This window comes from Rhodococcus sp. IEGM 1406, from assembly GCF_030056745.1.
Lineage (GTDB): Bacteria > Actinomycetota > Actinomycetes > Mycobacteriales > Mycobacteriaceae > Rhodococcus_F > Rhodococcus_F erythropolis.
This window is the reverse complement of sequence record NZ_JASHKO010000009.1, coordinates 66,726-83,698: the sequence shown is the minus strand read 5'-3', so window position 1 is coordinate 83,698 and position 16,973 is coordinate 66,726. Positions and strand designations below refer to the sequence as shown.

Genomic DNA, 16,973 nt, shown 5'->3' with positions numbered 1-16,973 from the left:
CATTTCGCCCAGGTGAGTCAGCTTCGATTGCGAAGGAACTCGAGTGCCTGGTCGCCGTGCGTGTTGGCGCGAAGTTCACTCGAGATGACTTTGAGAACGGTGCGGTCGGTGTCGATCACGAAGGTCGAGCGTTTGACCGGAGCCAGCTTGCCCAGGAGTCCGCGCTTGACGCCGAACTGTTCGGCTACCTTGCCGTCGGTGTCGGCGAGCAGGGGGTAGTCGAAGGATTGTGCGGTGGCAAAGGTGGACTGAGCTTCGACCGTATCGGTGCTGATACCTGCCCGCGAAGCGCCCACCGCGGCGAATTCGCTGCCCAGGTCACGGAAGTGGCACGCCTCGGCGGTGCACACCGGCGTCGAGGCTGCCGGGTAGAAGAAGAGGACCAAGGGGCCGTTCGCGAGCAGGCTCGTCAGCGAGCGCGGAGTTCCGTCCTGGTCGGGCAGCGAGAAATCGGGGGCGAGTTGGCCTGGTTTCATTCGGCCGAGGTTACCCGCGCACGACGACCGTGTGGGGGAGCCTGGGATGATGGAGGCATGCACGGCGAGCCCACCTCCATGTCCGCACGGTCGTCCGACACCGCGATCGTCGGTGACGCGTCCGATTCCACCACCACTCGGGAGCAGTTCCGTGCCCTCGCAGCTGAGCACCGGGTCGTTCCGGTCACTCGGAAAGTGTTGGCGGACTCCGAAACTCCGCTCTCGGCGTACGAGAAGTTGGCCGGCAATCGTCCAGGCACCTTCTTGCTCGAGTCGGCCGAGAACGGTCGTTCGTGGTCGCGGTGGTCGTTCATCGGCGTCGGGAGTCCGGCTGCACTGACCGTCGTGGACGGAGAGGCGGCTTGGTACGGCAATGTTCCGGCCGGTGCTCCGGCCGGCGGTGACCCGATCGATGCACTCGGTGCCACCCTCGAACTACTTCGTTCGGAGCGACTTCCCGACCTACCCCCGCTGACCGGCGGAATGGTCGGGTTCCTCGGTTACGACGCGGTGCGGCGCCTCGAGAGATTGGGTGACTCCGCGGTCGACGACCTGCAGATACCCGAGATGGTCATGCTGCTCGCTGCCGACATCGCCGCTGTCGATCACCACGAAGGGGCGATCACCCTCATCGCCAATGCGGTCAACTGGGACGGCACCGACGAGCGTGTCGACACGGCGTACGACGACGCGGTCGCCAGGTTGGACGCGATGACTCGCGCTCTCGCGGCGCCGGCGAAATCGACGGTGTCGACATTCTCGAAAGCGACTCCGAACTACCGTCGTCAACGCACCACCGAGAGCTTCGGTGTCGACGTCAAAAAGTTGATCGGCGACATCGAAGCGGGCGAGGCATTCCAGGTAGTTCTCTCGCAGCGATTCGAGATCGATTGCACTGCAGCACCGATCGACGTGTACCGGATGCTGCGCGCGTCGAACCCCAGCCCGTACATGTATCTGCTCAACGTGCCGAACGGTGACGGAGAGACGGCGTTTTCGATCGTCGGTTCGAGCCCTGAAGCACTGGTCACCGTCGCCGAGGGCGTCGCGACGACACACCCGATCGCTGGAACCAGATGGCGCGGTGCCACAGAGGAGGACGACATCCTGCTCGAGAAGGACCTCCTCGCCGACGAGAAGGAAAACTCCGAGCACCTCATGCTCGTCGATCTGGGGCGAAACGATCTGGGTCGTGTCTGTCGCCCGGGCACGGTGAAGGTGCACGACTACCGGCACATCGAGCGGTACAGCCACGTGATGCATCTCGTATCGACCGTCACCGGTCATCTGGCCGAGGGAAAGCACGCTCTCGACGCGGTCACCGCATGCTTCCCCGCTGGAACCCTGTCAGGGGCACCCAAGGTGCGTGCGATGCAGCTGATCGAAGAACTCGAGCCCACCAGGCGGGGTATCTACGGCGGCATCGTCGGCTACCTCGACTTCGCCGGCGACGCCGACACCGCGATCGCGATCCGAACGGCATTGATCAAGGACGGGATCGGATATGTCCAGGCGGGCGCCGGCGTCGTCGCCGACTCCGATCCGGTCTACGAGGACACCGAGGCCCGCAACAAGGCGATGGCAGTGCTGAGCGCCATCGCGTCGGCGCACACCCTGCGCACCATCGGAGGTGACGATCAGTGAGTGAGAACGAGTCGATTGCAGCGGAGCAGCCTACAAGGGCTTCTCGTGGCACCGCTGTGCCGAGGACGCTTTTGCTTGCACTGTCGGCAGCAGCTCTGTGGGGCAGCTCACGAATGACGTGGGTTCATCTGACCTCGAGCGACGGCAAAACGCTGGAGCGGACGACGGACCTCGACGGCAGCACCTGGGCGGCGGCGATGACTCCGCTCGCGCTCGCGCTTCTGGCGGCGATCGCGGCGTCGTTCGCGGTGCGAGGTTGGGCGCTTCGTGTGGTCGGACTGTTGGTGGCACTCGTCGCCGTCGCGGTAGCGGTTCCGGCGGTGCAGTTGTTGGTGTCCGGAGCCTCTGCGGACCGAGCGGTGGAGTTGGCCGAGTTGTCCGGTCACCCGGAAGATCTCTCGACGACTGTTTCGGTACTGCCTGCCTTGCTTGCGTTGCTCGGAGCGGTGGCGGCGCTCGGCGCAGCAGTACTTCTGATGCGCAAACCTCCAGTGCGAGGCGGGTTGTCGTCGAAGTACGACAACCCGGCCGCGCGCCGCGAAGCTGCAGCCAAGCTCGGTCAGGGAGACACGCCCGCGTCGGACGAGCCTGTGACACAACGGATGTTGTGGGACGCGCTCGATGCCGGAGAGGACCCGACAGTGGCTGACGGGGACGACGGAGCTGGGGGAGGCAACGGTGCGAAACCGGGGTCGTCGCACTGAGTAAGACTGAACCCTCACCTGCGTGGGTACCCCGGCGGAGTAGCAAAATTTCGTCCCACTAGGCTGAGACCACCCTGATGACGTATCTCACATCGGGCTCTTGCCCAGAAAGGATTCGGGCCACGATGACCGTACTCGACTCGATTCTCGACGGGGTGCGCGCTGATGTCGCCGCCCGCGAAGCCGTACTCGACTTCGCTGCAGTCAAGGCTGCTGCGGCCGCTGCACCGCCTGCACTCGATGCTGCAGCAGCACTTCTGGAATCGAGCATCGGCGTCATCGCCGAGGTCAAGCGAGCGAGCCCCTCAAAGGGTGCGCTGGCCGACATTGCCGATCCCGCAGAGCTTGCCGCGGCTTACCAAGCCGGTGGCGCACGCATCATCAGTGTTCTCACCGAAGAGCGCCGTTTTCACGGCTCGTTGGCCGACCTCGACGCAGTCCGTAAAGCGGTCACCATTCCGGTGCTGCGCAAGGACTTCATCGTGGGGCCGTACCAGATTCACGAAGCTCGCGCTCACGGCGCCGACGTCATCTTGCTGATCGTCGCGGCACTCGAACAGCAGGCGCTCGCCTCGCTGATCGATCGCACCGAATCTCTGGGAATGACTGCCCTCGTCGAGGTGCACACCGAGGAAGAAGCCAACCGCGCGCTCGAAGCCGGCGCCAAGGTGATCGGTGTCAACGCGCGCAATCTCAAAACCCTCGAGGTGGACAAGAACACCTTCGGTCGCATTGCTCCCGGTCTGCCGACCGAGACGATCAAGATCGCCGAATCGGGTGTTCGCGGAACTGCCGATCTGTTGGCGTACGCCGGTGCGGGCGCCGACGCAGTGCTCGTCGGTGAAGGCCTCGTGACCAGCGGCGACCCTCGCAAGGCCGTCGCAGATCTGGTCAATGCCGGTGCACACCCGTCCTGCCCCAAACCGTCTCGATAAAGCGCTTCACCCGCCCGGCGTGCTTTGATGCACCCGGGCGGTGACCAGCGACACCGTTGGGGCAGACTGGTGGGGTGACTTCACGTACTCAGGAACCAGGCTCCGGTGCAGTATTCAAGGGCGGCAATCTGCCGCCGGCCAGCGCGGGACTCACCGAGCGCTCTCACGACCCGGATGCCGGAGGGCATTTCGGCGTCTATGGCGGACGGCATGTGCCGGAAGCCCTCATGGCGGTTATCGAGGAAGTCACTGCGGAGTACGAAAAGGCTCGCGCGGACGACACGTTCTTGAACGAACTCGATCGCTTGCAGCGCGATTACACCGGGCGTCCGTCGCCGATTTTCGAGGCAACACGAATGAGCGAGTTCGCCGGTGGTGCGCGCATCATTCTCAAGCGTGAAGATCTGAACCACACCGGTTCTCACAAGATCAACAACGTTCTCGGTCAGGTTCTGCTGGCGAAGCGTATGGGCAAGACCCGCATCATCGCCGAGACCGGAGCGGGCCAGCACGGTGTGGCATCGGCCACCGCCTGTGCACTGCTCGGTCTCGAGTGCGTCATCTACATGGGTGCTGTCGACACCGAACGTCAAGCACTGAACGTCGCACGCATGCGCCTGCTCGGCGCGGAGGTCGTCTCGGTCGAGACCGGTTCGCGCACGCTCAAGGACGCGATCAACGAAGCCTTGCGCGACTGGGTTTCCCACGCGGACAACACCTATTACTGCTTCGGTACCGCGGCAGGCCCGCACCCGTTCCCCACCATCGTTCGCGACTTCCAGCGAGTGGTCGGCCTCGAAACACGCGTCCAGGTTCAGGCACTGACCGGCCGCCTGCCCGATGCAGTCACAGCCTGCGTCGGAGGCGGCTCCAACGCAATCGGAATCTTCCATCCGTTCATCGACGATCTGTCGGTACGTCTGGTTGGCTACGAAGCAGCCGGCGACGGTGTCGAAACCGGAAGGCATGCAGCAACGTTCGCCGGCGGTACCCCTGGCGCATTCCAGGGTGCCTACTCCTACCTGCTCCAGGACGAAGACGGTCAGACCATCGAATCGCACTCGATCTCTGCTGGTCTGGACTACCCGGGCGTCGGACCCGAGCACGCTTACCTGAGCGATATCGGGCGTGCCACCTACGAACCCGTCACCGACAGCGAAGCGATGGATGCTCTACTGCTGCTCTCGCGCCGCGAAGGCATCATCCCGGCCATCGAATCCGCCCACGCCGTTGCCGGCGCGCTCCGACTGGGCAAGGAACTCGGCGAGGGCGCGATCATCGTCGTCAATCTCTCCGGTCGCGGTGACAAGGACATGGACACCGCCGCAAGCTGGTTCGGTCTCTTCGACGGCGCCTCGAGTCAGGCAACCGCTCCGGCTGATGCAGCAGACCAGAACGACAACACGGAAGGCTCGGACAAGTGAGCGAACGACCATCACGCCTCGCACCCACCTTTGCAGCGTGCAAGGCTGACAAGCGTGCCGCCCTCGTCGGTTACCTGCCTGCCGGTTATCCGACCGTTCCCGAATCGATCGACGTGTTCAAGGCGATGGTCGACGGTGGCTGCGACATCATCGAAGTCGGTGTCGCGTATTCCGATCCGGTCATGGACGGTCCGACCATCCAGCGTGCAGCCGAAACCGCACTCACCAACGGCGTTCGCCTTCGCGACATCTTCACCGTGATCGAGCAGATCAGTTCGGTCGGCGGCAAGGCCGTCGTGATGACCTACTGGAACCCGGTACTGCAGTACGGCGTCGACAAGTTCGCACGAGACCTCGCTTCCGCCGGCGGGCTCGGACTCATCACCCCCAACCTCATTCCGGAAGAAGCAGGCGCCTGGATGGAAGCATCCGAGGAGCACCACCTCGACCGGATCTTCCTTGTCGCCCCGTCCTCGACGGAAGAACGGCTCGCGATGACACTCGACGCGAGTAGTGGATTCATCTACGCGGCCTCGACAATGGGTGTCACCGGCGCTCGAGACGCCGTGTCTTCGATGGCTCCGGAACTGACCGCACGAATCCGCGCGCATTCCGACATTCCCGTCGGCGTCGGATTGGGTGTTCGGTCCGGCGCACAAGCTGCCGAAATCGCGGCGTACGCCGATGCCGTCATCGTCGGCTCGGCTCTGGTCTCCGCGGTCGAGAACGGCTTGGGAGCGGTTCGCTCGCTCACCGAAGAACTCGCCGAGGGCGTCCGCTCGGCTACCGTGGCGTCGTGACCTCAACTGTGGACCTACTGGCCTATATCCCCAGCCCGCCCCAAGGCGTCTGGTACGTCGGACCGGTAGCGCTGCGCGCCTACGCGCTCTTCATCATCCTCGGCATCATCGTCGCGATCGTGTGGGGAGATCGTCGTTGGGTCGCCCGCGGCGGCGAGAAGGGGACCGTTCTCGACATCGCGATCTGGGCTGTTCCGTTCGGTCTGATCGGTGGCAGGCTCTATCACGTATTGACCGACTGGCCCGCCTATTTCGGCGAGAACGGTCAGCCTCTCGATGCACTCAAGGTGTGGCAGGGAGGCCTCGGAATCTGGGGAGCTGTGTTCCTCGGCGGCATCGGTGCGTGGATCGGCTGCCGTCGACGCGGCATTCCGGTTTCCGCGCTCGGTGATGCGATTGCGCCCGGAATCCTGCTCGCGCAGGCCATCGGTCGTATCGGCAACTACTTCAACCAGGAGTTGTACGGTCGCGAGACCACCGTCCCATGGGGCCTCGAGATCTTCGAGCGTGTGAACTCCTCCGGCCAGCTCGATCAACTGGCAGGTGTCTCCAACGGAGAAGTCATTCGGGTCGTTCACCCGACGTTCCTCTACGAAGCTGTGTGGAACGTCCTGATCGTGATCCTGCTGGTCCTCGTCGACCGCCGATTCAAGATCGGTCACGGACGCCTGTTTGCTCTGTACGTCGCGGGTTATTGCCTGGGCCGGTTTGTCGTCGAACTGATGCGCGACGATTTCGCATACGAGATCGCCGGCATTCGAGTCAACACATTCACTTCGGGGATCGTGTTCTTCGCCGCACTGGCCTACTTCTTCCTGGCGAAGAAGGGTCGTGAGGATCCGGCTGATTTGAAGTCGAAGGACTACGTCGCTGCGGTAGCTGCCGGCGAAGCAGGAGTCGCGGCGCCAGTTACCGAAACTGATTCGGCGAAGGCCGACGCGAAAGGCGCCGACGCTGAAGATTCTGAATCCGATGCTGCCGAATCCGCTTCCAGTGAGGCAAGCGCCTCCACGGCAGCGTCGGATGAGTCGTCGGACGCGGTGAAGCTGTCGAAGAAAGACAAGCCGTGACAGGTCCCTATTCGCAAGGGGGATTCCCCGAGGATCAGGGACCGGTCTACGGCGCGCCCAATCCGTACGGATATCAGCAGCCACTGCCCGCTCAATCGATGTACGGGTTCGGAGATCCCTATGCGCCGTACGGTCGGCACCCGGTAACGGGGGAACCGTATTCCGACAAGTCGAAAGCTACAGCTGGACTGTTGCAGATCTTGCTGGGCTTCTTCGGAATCTGTGGAGTCGGTCGTCTTTACATCGGGAGCGTCGGCATCGGACTGTGCCAACTGCTCGGCATGTTCTTCGCGCTGTTCATGTCCGCGTTCCTCATCGGAATTCCATTTGCCATCGGAATTTGGATCTGGGCGTTCGTCGACGGCATCGTGATACTTTCGGGCAATGCGCGGGACGGTGTTCGCCGGCCGTTACGAGGATGATCCGGGAGCACGAACCGAGGAAAGATCTGTGGGGGACCGGCCACGCGAAGGCCGAACCCTTCTCGTGGCCCGATAACAAAAGCTATTACGTACCGTCGTCGAATCGAAGGAAAGTACGTTGCCTAACTTGAACAAGAATCCGGAACCGTCCGAGTCGGGGGACTCGTCAGGATCGCAGCCGCCGGTTCCACCCCAGTTCGGGTCGCCGTTCGACTACGACGCGACGGCGGATGCGTCGTTGACGGAAACCTCGGCGCCAACGGAAAAGACTCCGTCGACGGAGACCACCGGCACCGGTCCAGGCTGGGACACGTATTCGGGAGTCGGGAACGGCCCGGGCTGGGGAAACCACCCCATCTACCCGCCGCCGACCGGAACCGAATCGACTACAGCGTTCCCCACTGCCGATTCTGATTCCACCCCGAATCAGCCCACGGCGCCGTACACGTCGCAGGAAAGCTACGCCGCCCAGAACTATCCGGCGACCGACTATCCGGCGCCGGACTACTCGAGGCCGACCCAAACCCCGACGGACGGTCCTGTCTACGGCGCGCCGGCAGATCAGACTCCGAATCCCTACGCGGCTCCGCCGCAGGGCTACCCCGCCGCTCCACCGCAGGGAAGCCAGAATTACGGTCAGCAGCAGGGCTACCCCCAGCCTGGATATTCGCAGCCCGGTTACGGTCAGCCTCAGGGGTACCCGCAAGGTCAGGGTTATCCTCAGCCTGGTTTCGGCCTTGTCGATCCGTCCGCACCCTACGGACGTGACCCGATGACCGGCGAACCGTATTCGGACAAGTCGAAGACGACCGCCGGATTGCTGGGCATTCTGCTCGGCGGTTTCGGAGCAGGACGTTTTTACCTCAACCAGCCCGGCATGGCTGTCGCACAGATCGCGGTCACTTGGTTGACGTGTGGAATCGGTGGCATCTGGCCGCTCATCGACGGAATCATGATGTTGACCGGCAGTGTGCGCGATCAGTACAACCGACCTTTGCGTAGCTGATCGAAAACGATGTTCGGAACTGTGGCCCCCTGACGCTCGTCGTCAGGGGGTCACACTTTTCTCTCGCGACCTGCGGTTATGTGCTGATAAACTAACGAACGTCGGCTGCATGACCGTGTGGAGGTCGCCGAGTGCCGTTTTCTCGAATACCTGATCCTCGAGGCCTGTACGACCCCGATCAGGAAACCGATTCATGTGGTGTAGCCGTGGTAGCAGACACCTCTGGACGTCACCTGCATTCCATTGTCGACGAGGCGCTCGCGGTCCTGGCCAATCTCACCCATCGTGGCGCAGTCGGGCGCGAGTGCAACAGTGGTGACGGTGCGGGCATCCTTCTTCAGCTGCCGACGGAATTCTTCGACGCGGTGACCGCGTTCGAGCTTCCACCACCCAACGCGATGGGTGAGAACACCTACGCAGCCGGAAACTGCTTTCTCCCGGTGGATCAGGAAGCACGTCGGCGGGCGGTAGTTCGGATACACCGGTACGCAGCGGCAGAAGGACTGCGGATTATCGGGTGGCGGGAGGTCCCAGTCGACCGTGACTGCGTCGGAACCGTTGCCGCGCAGTGCGCTCCGTACATCAGTCAATGTTTTGTGACGTGCGCCGAGCCAAGAGATCGCAGTGTGGGCGGAATTGCCTTGGACCGACGAGTGTTCGCGCTCAGGAGACAAGTCGAGCGGATTCATTCGGCCGATGATGCGGTGTATTTCCCCTCGTTGTCCGCCCGAACCATCGTGTACAAGGGCATGCTCACGCCGACGCAGTTACCCGGTTACTTCACCGACCTATGCGACGCCCGAATGCGAACTGCCTTGGCGGTCGTGCACAGTCGGTACTCCACGAACACTTTTCCGTCGTGGTCACTTGCTCAGCCGTATCGCTGCATCGCTCACAACGGCGAGATCAATACGATTGTGGGAAACAGGAATTGGATGCGCGCTCGCGAGCCGATGTTGCGGAGCGCACTTTTGGGTGGGGACATCGATCGCATGTTTCCGATCTGTACCCCGGGTGGATCCGACTCTTCGTCGTTCGACGAAGTGATCGAGTTTCTGACGCTCGGGGGCCGCAGTGTGCAGCACGCCATCGCGATGATGATTCCCGGTGCCTGGGAGAACGATTCTTCGATGCCAGACGAGATGAGGGCCTTCTACCAATTTCACGCTTGCCTGATGGAACCATGGGACGGTCCGGCGTCCGTGACGTTCAGCGACGGCACTGTTGTCGGGGCGGTGTTGGATCGCAACGGTCTTCGCCCAGGGCGATGGTGGCGGATGAGGAACGGCCGTATCGTGTTGGCGAGTGAGAGCGGTGTGTTCGACGCTCCGACGTCCGAGGTGTTGGAGAAGGGGCGCCTCGAACCGGGTCGAATGTTCCTCGTCGACACCGCTCGCCGTGGCATCGTTTCCGATGCGGAGATCAAATCCGAACTCGCGAGCACAGCCCCCTACAGGGAATGGGTCGACGGGGGATTGGTCGATCTCGAGGAAATCCCCGAGTCGGCGCCTGCCCGAGGCGATCCGGCTCCGCTGTTGCACAGGCAGCTGCTCTTCGGATACCAGGCAGAGGACTTGCAGGAAGTTCTCCTTCCAATGGCTCGCACAGGATCGGAGCCGTTGGGATCGATGGGAGTCGACACACCTCTCGCCGTTCTCTCGGATCGGCCGAAGCTGTTGTACGACTACTTCGTCCAGCTCTTTGCTCAGGTGACGAACCCGCCTTTGGACGCGATTCGCGAGAAAGTCGTCACGACGCTTGGTGTCACCCTCGGCGCTGAGCAGAACTTGTTCGAAGCGTCGGCGCTGTCGTGCCGAAGGATTGTTCTCGATAAACCGGTGATCGGACCGGGGAAGATGGCGAAGGTCGCCGAACTATGCGGCGCAAGAACTCCGAGAAGCGCTGTCCTACGGGGAGGTTTCGATCCGAGAGGCAGTCTCGGCGAAGGCGTCGAGAGGCTTCGTGAGTCCGCCCGAACGGCCGCCGCAGCCGGAATCGAGATTCTGGTGATCTCCGACCGTGGATCGGGCCCTGAGCAGGCTCCCATTCCGTCATTGCTCGCAGTATCTGCCGTGCACCACGATCTGGTTCGTCATGGCCTGCGAACCAAGGTTTCCCTCGTCGTAGAGTCGGGTGACGCGCGCGAAGTTCATCACATCGCGCTGCTGATCGGCTACGGTGCGGCGGCTGTCCACCCCTATCTTGCTCTCGAATCGGTAGAAGCACTCAGCGAGCAAGACGAACTTCCCGGGATAGATTCGAAAATGGCATCGGACAACTATCTGAGAGCGGCAAATTCCGGCGTGCTCAAAGTGATGTCGAAGATGGGAATCGCTACGGTTCACTCCTACACGGGCGCACAGGTATTCGAGGCAGTGGGCTTGGGCCGAGATTTGGTCGACGAATACTTCTGCAACACACGGAGTCGGATCGGCGGGATCGGTATCACCGAAGTCGCGCGAGAAGTTCTGATACGTCACGCGGCCACGTATCGTACGGTGCAGCATCGTCAGTTGAGCAGCAGTGGAGAGTTCCGGTATCGCCGCGGTGGTGAATTGCATGTGTTCACACCCGAGTCCGTGTTCTTCCTTCAGCATGCGACCCGGACGGGGCGAAGTGAGATGTTTCGTCGCTACAGCGATGAAGTCGATCGACTGAGCGCGCAGGGCGGAACACTTCGGGGATTGTTTCGATTTCGGCGTGAGATTCGTCAGCTGATTCCCCTCGATCAGGTCGAACCCGTCGAGATGATTCTCGCTCGATTCAACACCGGTGCGATGAGCTACGGTTCCCTCTCTGCCGAGGCGCACGAGACGATGGCGGTTGCGATGAATGCTCTCGGCGGACGTTCGAACACCGGTGAGGGCGGAGAGTCACCGGAGCGGTTGCGTGACAACAAGCGTCGAAGCGCAGTCAAGCAGGTCGCGAGTGGTCGCTTCGGGGTGACCAGCGATTACCTGGTCAATGCCACTGACATTCAGATCAAGATGGCCCAGGGCGCCAAGCCCGGTGAAGGAGGGCAGCTTCCGGGGTCCAAGGTGTACCCGTGGATCGCGGAAACCCGGTACTCGACACCTGGAGTCGGCCTCATTTCTCCGCCCCCGCACCACGACATCTATTCGATCGAGGATCTCGCCCAATTGATCTACGACCTCAGATGCGCAAACGATCGTGCGCGGATACACGTGAAGTTGGTCAGCGCAGTCGGAGTCGGGACAGTTGCGGCAGGTGTGGCCAAAGCGCACGCCGACGTGGTGCTGATCTCCGGTCACGACGGCGGGACGGGCGCGGCGGCACTCTCGTCCATCCACCACGCTGGTACGCCCTGGGAGATCGGGCTGGCCGAAACTCAGCAGACCTTGGTGCTCAACGGGTTACGCGATCGGATCGTCGTCCAGTGTGACGGGGGTTTGCGCACGGCGCGGGACGTCGTCGTCGCCGCGTTACTGGGGGCGCAGGAGTACGGGTTTTCCACGGCGCCACTCATCGCGGCCGGCTGCGTCATGATGCGGGTATGTCACCTCGACACCTGCCCCGTCGGAGTAGCAACGCAGAATCCCGAACTGCGCGAGCGATTCACCGGCCGGCCGGAGTACGTCGAGAACTTCTTCCGCTTCATCGCCGACGACGTACGACGTTTGTTGGCAGAACTGGGGTTTCGAAGTATCGACGACGCTCTGGGCCACGCAGACGTATTGGAAATGTCTCCGGCGGTGGCGCATTGGAAGAGTCGCACGTTGGACCTCTCACCACTCTTCGACGTTCCGGCCGCGCCGACCGGCGCGGCCTACCCGCCGTGTGTCCCTGTTTCGAGCGAACTCGAACGCACCCTGATCGAGTGCGCCGCGAACTCACTCGAGGACGCTCGACCCGTGCATATAGAACTGCCAGTACACAATACGGATCGGGCGGTGGGGACGAGGCTGGGCGCAGAGGTGACCAGACGCTACGGCGCCGTCGGGCTACCTCAAGGCACCATCGACGTCGTGCTCAGTGGAACGGCAGGCCAGTCACTCGGTGCGTTCCTGCCGCCCGGCATCTCGCTGGTCGTCGTCGGCGATGCAAACGATTACGTGGGGAAGGGGCTCTCCGGTGGACGAATCGCGCTTCGGCCGAGTGAGGACGCGCCCTTCGTGGCGGAGGATCAGGTGATTGCCGGCAATACGCTGCTGTACGGCGCTACGAGCGGTGCGCTCTATGCCAGGGGGCGTGTCGGGGAACGATTCGCGGTGCGCAACTCGGGCGCGGTCGCTGTGGTGGAAGGCGTCGGAGACCATGCGTGTGAGTACATGACCGGGGGTCGCGTCGTCATCATCGGCCCAACTGGTAGGAACCTTGCTGCGGGAATGTCGGGCGGAATTGCCTTCGTACTCGACGTGAAGGCAGAGAAGGTCAACGGCGACATGGTCGTTCTGGAGCGACCTTCGGCGGAAGACTGCAGTCAGCTGGTCGAAATTCTCGGCGAGCATTTGGCTGCGACCGGCTCGCCCGTAGCGGCAAAACTTCTCGACGACTGGGTTGGCCAGAGTCCGAGATTCACCAAAGTTTTGCCTGTCGACTACCGGAAGGTCGTGGAAGAGAACGAACTGGTGGAGCCGGCTCATGCCTGACGCCCGCGGGTTCCTCAACGTGAAACGATCCGGCTCACCGACCAGATCGACCGATGTGCGTGTCGGCGACTGGGCGTCGGTATACGAGTCGCTGGATCCCGTCGTGCGAAATCGAGACGTATCTGCACAGGCCTCGCGTTGCATGGACTGCGCTGTGCCGTACTGCCATTCGGCCGACGTGGGGTGTCCGCTCGGCAATCTCATTCCGGAATGGAACGACCTGGTTCGGCGTGGACGGTGGTCCGAAGCCTCGGAGAATCTGCATTCCACCAACAATTTCCCCGAGTTCACCGGACATCTGTGCCCCGCACCGTGCGAAACGGCGTGCGTTCTCGCACTCGACGGCGAGCACACGTCGGGGGGTGTCACCATCAAGCGCATCGAACAGGCAATCGTCGACAACGCCTGGGAGTCGGGTTGGTTGGGGCCGCAGGCACCGGTAGTTCACAGCGGAAACCGTGTTGCGGTTGTCGGTTCGGGACCGGCGGGACTGGCCGCGGCTCAACAACTGACACGAGCCGGACACAGTGTCACGGTGTTCGAGCGGAGCGATCGGATCGGGGGACTGCTTCGCTACGGAATTCCGGAATTCAAGTTGCCCAAGGCCCTCATCAACCGGCGGCTGGACCAACTGACCGCCGAGGGGACCAGATTCGTCACCGACTGCGCCGTCGGAGTGAACGTGAGCGCGCACGACCTCTCGACGGAATTCGAGGCGGTAGTCCTGGCGGTCGGGGCCGATCGTGCCAGAGACACCGACGTACCGGGTCGTAGTCTTCGCGGAATCCATCGTGCGATGACGTACCTGCTTGCGGCCAACCGCGAATGCGAGGGTGACGGTGCGTCGAGCATCTCGGCGCGAGGTAAGAACGTCGTGATCATCGGTGGCGGCGACACGGCCGCCGACTGCCTCGGCACGGTGCATCGCCAAGGCGCCCTCTCGGTGACGGAATTGGATTACCACGTCCCACCTCCGGCACGCCGCGATCGAGATCGCGACCCATGGCCGTTGTGGCCGCGGGTCCTACGCAGCTCGCCGGCAGACGAGGAGGGCAGTGACAAACGATTCCGATGGGCGGCGCAGGAATTTCTCGACGACGGTGGGGGTGCGGTCCGCGCAATCCGGATGGTTCCGGTAGCCGTGTCACGAGCGAAGGACGGACAACGGACCCTGGTGGAGACCGGCGACACGACGGATCTGGTGTGCGAGATGGTCTTGCTCGCTCTGGGTTTCGACGGCGTCGAAACCGCCCCACTGCTCACCGACCTTGATGTCGACACCGATCCACTCGGCAGAATCGAGTGTGATGTCGGGTGGCAGACCCGGACACCCGGCGTATTCGTCTGCGGCGACGCGCATCGCGGGGCGTCGCTGGTCGTGTGGGCGATTGCCGAGGGACGGTCGGCCGCACGTGCCGTCGACATGTTTCTCACAGGCGAGTCGGCGCTTCCGGCGCCAGTTCATCCAAAGGCATTTCCGCTGTTCGTGAGCTGACCAACTGAATCGAGTAAGTACAGAAAGTGCAGGTCGCAAATGCCGGATAGAAGTGCGGTGGGGTAGCGACTAGGCTCGAGCCGTGAACCGACGGACAAAAATTGTATGCACACTTGGACCTGCGACAGCTTCTGGCGACCGCATCCGTGAGCTCGTGGAGAGCGGCATGGACGTGGCGCGCCTCAACTTCAGCCACGGCGAGCATGCCGATCACGAAGAAAACTACATTCGCGTCCGCGCCGCGTCGGACGCCACCGGAAAGGCCGTCGGTGTTCTCGCCGACCTTCAGGGGCCCAAGATTCGCCTCGGCCGATTCAAGGACGAGCGGACCACCTGGGCCAACGGTGAAGAGGTTCGTATCACCGTCGACGACGTCGAGGGAACGCACGATCGCGTCGGGACCACGTACAAGGAATTGGCGCGCGACGCCAAGGCCGGCGATCGACTGCTGGTCGACGACGGAAAGGTCGGCCTGGTCGTCACGTCCATCGACGGCAACGACGTCGTCTGTCGGGTCACCGAAGGCGGTCCGGTCAGCAACAACAAGGGCCTCTCACTGCCCGGTATGAACGTCTCCGTTCCAGCCCTGTCGGGCAAGGACATCGCCGACCTCGAGTTCGCTCTCAAGCTGGGTGTCGACTTCATTGCACTCTCCTTCGTTCGCTCACCGGCGGACGTCGAATTGGTTCACGCCATCATGGATCGAGTCGGGCGCCGCGTTCCCGTCATCGCGAAGCTCGAGAAGCCCGAGGCCATCGACAATCTCGAGGCCATCGTGCTCGCGTTCGACGCCGTCATGGTCGCCCGCGGTGACCTCGGTGTCGAGTTGCCGCTCGAGCAGGTCCCGCTCGTTCAGAAGCGCGCAATCCAGATTGCTCGTGAGAACGCGAAGCCGGTCATCGTCGCGACGCAGATGCTCGAGTCGATGATCGAGAACTCACGTCCCACTCGCGCAGAGGCATCCGATGTCGCCAACGCCGTTCTCGACGGCGCCGACGCAGTCATGCTCTCGGGCGAGACTTCGGTGGGCAAGTACGTCATGGAAACCGTTCGCACCATGGCCCGCATCGTCGAGGCCGTCGAGAACGAATCAACCCGTGTCCCACCGTTGACCCACGTCCCGCGCACCAAGCGCGGAGTCATCTCGTACGCAGCACGCGACATCGGCGAACGTCTCGACGCCAAGGCCTTGGTTGCGTTCACTCAGTCCGGTGACACGGTGCGTCGACTGGCTCGTCTGCACACGCCGCTGCCGTTGCTCGCCTTCACACCGCTGCCTGCGGTGCGCAGTCAGCTGACGCTGACGTGGGGAACCGAGACGTTCCTGGTCGATGCGGTGGCCACCACTGACGAGATGGTGCGTCAGGTGGACAGTGCGTTGCTCTCCCTCGGGCGGTACGTCAAGGGTGACCTCGTGGTCATCGTTGCCGGATCCCCTCCGGGAACTGTCGGTTCCACCAACCTCATTCACGTCCACCGTATCGGCGAAGAGGACCACTGAGTGACCCACGCGAACGCGTCCACCGACCTCGGTACGCTTCTCGGTCTGTTGGATCTGGAGCAGATCGGTGACGACGCGTTCCGTGGATACCACCCGAAGCAGGTAGGTTCGCGGACGTTCGGCGGTCAATTGGTGTCTCAGGCACTGATGGCCGCCGGACGGACTGTCGATGGTGATCGCCCCATCCATGCCGTGAACGCCCATTTCATTCGGGGCGGAGATGTGAAGGCGCCTATCGAGTACCGGGTGGAGCGTCATCGTGACGGGAGGGCATTCGCCAACCGTCAGGTGACTGCCTATCAGGGTGAGAACGAATTGTTCGTGATGCTCGCGGCGTTCCAGGACTCCGGCAAGGGGCTCGACCATGCTGTCGAGATCCCGGATGTTCCACTTCCGGAGTCGTTGCCTCCCATCGGCGATCATCTGGTGGGGTACGAGGAAAAACTGCCGCATTTCAGTGCGGCGCTCAAGCCGATCGACATGCGGTACGCCAACGATCCGGCGTGGATCCTCAAGGGCACCGGCGAGAAACTCAACCACAATCGGGTGTGGATGCGCCCCGACGGTGATCTGCCGGACGATTCGCTCATTCACGCTGCGACGCTGGCATATTCGTCCGACACCACCGTGCTCGATTCGATTCTGACCACTCATGGTTTGTCCTGGGGTCATGATCGTATCGTCGCGGCGACGGTCAATCATTCGATCTGGTTCCATCGCCCGTTCCGGTTCACCGACTGGGTTCTGTACGCCACCGAATCGCCGGTCGCCGCAGGTTCGCGCGGTCTGGCAACCGGACGGTACTTCTCGGTGGAAGGACTGCTGTTGGCGACGGTGGTCCAAGAAGGAATGATCAGGCATTTCCCGCGTAAAGGGGAATGAGATG

The 16,973-nt window shown here is 62.7% G+C and carries 13 protein-coding genes; 12 read left to right on the top strand and 1 reads right to left on the bottom strand.

Going from position 1 to position 16,973, the window contains the following annotated elements; all coding sequences use genetic code 11:
* Window positions 1–17: 17 nt before the first annotated feature.
* Window positions 18–476: a peroxiredoxin gene (locus QM596_RS29270; protein ID WP_020907928.1), complete on the bottom strand. Its 459-nt coding sequence runs from the start codon at window positions 474–476 to the stop codon at window positions 18–20.
* 57 nt (window positions 477–533) lie between these two features.
* On the opposite strand from QM596_RS29270, the gene QM596_RS29265 reads away from it, so the two are divergent.
* The 12 genes from QM596_RS29265 (at window position 534) to QM596_RS29210 (ending at window position 16,969) form a co-directional block, all read left to right on the top strand.
* Entirely contained in the window at window positions 534–2,120 is a 1,587-nt protein-coding gene (locus QM596_RS29265) for an anthranilate synthase component I (protein ID WP_019748660.1), read from the top strand.
* The gene (locus tag QM596_RS29260) at window positions 2,117–2,824 is read left to right on the top strand and encodes a TIGR02234 family membrane protein (protein WP_019748659.1); all 708 of its coding nucleotides are present in this window, start codon (window positions 2,117–2,119) and stop codon (window positions 2,822–2,824) included. The genes QM596_RS29265 and QM596_RS29260 overlap by 4 nt, the downstream gene beginning before the upstream one ends.
* Window positions 2,825–2,949: 125 nt before the next feature.
* Window positions 2,950–3,759: an indole-3-glycerol phosphate synthase TrpC gene (gene trpC / locus QM596_RS29255; protein ID WP_003944016.1), complete on the top strand. Its 810-nt coding sequence runs from the start codon at window positions 2,950–2,952 to the stop codon at window positions 3,757–3,759.
* 74 nt (window positions 3,760–3,833) lie between these two features.
* Window positions 3,834–5,183, top strand: a complete 1,350-nt coding sequence (gene trpB, locus QM596_RS29250; RefSeq protein ID WP_019748657.1) for a tryptophan synthase subunit beta — start codon at window positions 3,834–3,836, stop codon at window positions 5,181–5,183.
* Entirely contained in the window at window positions 5,180–5,983 is an 804-nt protein-coding gene (gene trpA / locus QM596_RS29245; RefSeq protein ID WP_003944010.1) for a tryptophan synthase subunit alpha, read from the top strand. The genes trpB and trpA overlap by 4 nt, the downstream gene beginning before the upstream one ends.
* Entirely contained in the window at window positions 5,980–7,053 is a 1,074-nt protein-coding gene (gene lgt, locus QM596_RS29240; RefSeq protein WP_019748656.1) for a prolipoprotein diacylglyceryl transferase, read from the top strand. Before trpA ends, lgt begins: the two co-directional genes overlap by 4 nt.
* Window positions 7,050–7,475, top strand: a complete 426-nt coding sequence (locus QM596_RS29235) for a TM2 domain-containing protein (protein WP_020907925.1) — start codon at window positions 7,050–7,052, stop codon at window positions 7,473–7,475. Before lgt ends, QM596_RS29235 begins: the two co-directional genes overlap by 4 nt.
* Window positions 7,476–7,602: 127 nt before the next feature.
* Complete coding sequence (locus QM596_RS29230) at window positions 7,603–8,481, top strand: TM2 domain-containing protein (protein ID WP_283310584.1); 879 nt, start codon at window positions 7,603–7,605, stop codon at window positions 8,479–8,481.
* Between the two features lie 131 nt (window positions 8,482–8,612).
* Entirely contained in the window at window positions 8,613–13,091 is a 4,479-nt protein-coding gene (gene gltB / locus QM596_RS29225) for a glutamate synthase large subunit (RefSeq protein WP_283310577.1), read from the top strand.
* Window positions 13,084–14,586 (top strand): glutamate synthase subunit beta, encoded by a 1,503-nt coding sequence (locus tag QM596_RS29220; protein ID WP_020907922.1) that lies wholly within the window; start codon window positions 13,084–13,086, stop codon window positions 14,584–14,586. Before gltB ends, QM596_RS29220 begins: the two co-directional genes overlap by 8 nt.
* Before the next feature lie 82 nt (window positions 14,587–14,668).
* On the top strand, window positions 14,669–16,087 hold the full coding sequence (gene pyk, locus QM596_RS29215) for a pyruvate kinase (protein ID WP_003944038.1): 1,419 nt from the start codon (window positions 14,669–14,671) through the stop codon (window positions 16,085–16,087).
* Window positions 16,088–16,969: an acyl-CoA thioesterase gene (locus QM596_RS29210; protein WP_019748651.1), complete on the top strand. Its 882-nt coding sequence runs from the start codon at window positions 16,088–16,090 to the stop codon at window positions 16,967–16,969. It begins immediately after the preceding gene.
* Window positions 16,970–16,973: the final 4 nt, after the last annotated feature.

Coding starts and splice junctions, on each gene's coding strand:
- QM596_RS29270 (WP_020907928.1), bottom strand. CDS start 476: ATGAAACCAGGCCAACTCGCCCCCGATTTCTCGCTGCCCGACCAGGAC.
- QM596_RS29265 (WP_019748660.1), top strand. CDS start 534: ATGCACGGCGAGCCCACCTCCATGTCCGCACGGTCGTCCGACACCGCG.
- trpC (WP_003944016.1), top strand. CDS start 2,950: ATGACCGTACTCGACTCGATTCTCGACGGGGTGCGCGCTGATGTCGCC.
- QM596_RS29220 (WP_020907922.1), top strand. CDS start 13,084: ATGCCTGACGCCCGCGGGTTCCTCAACGTGAAACGATCCGGCTCACCG.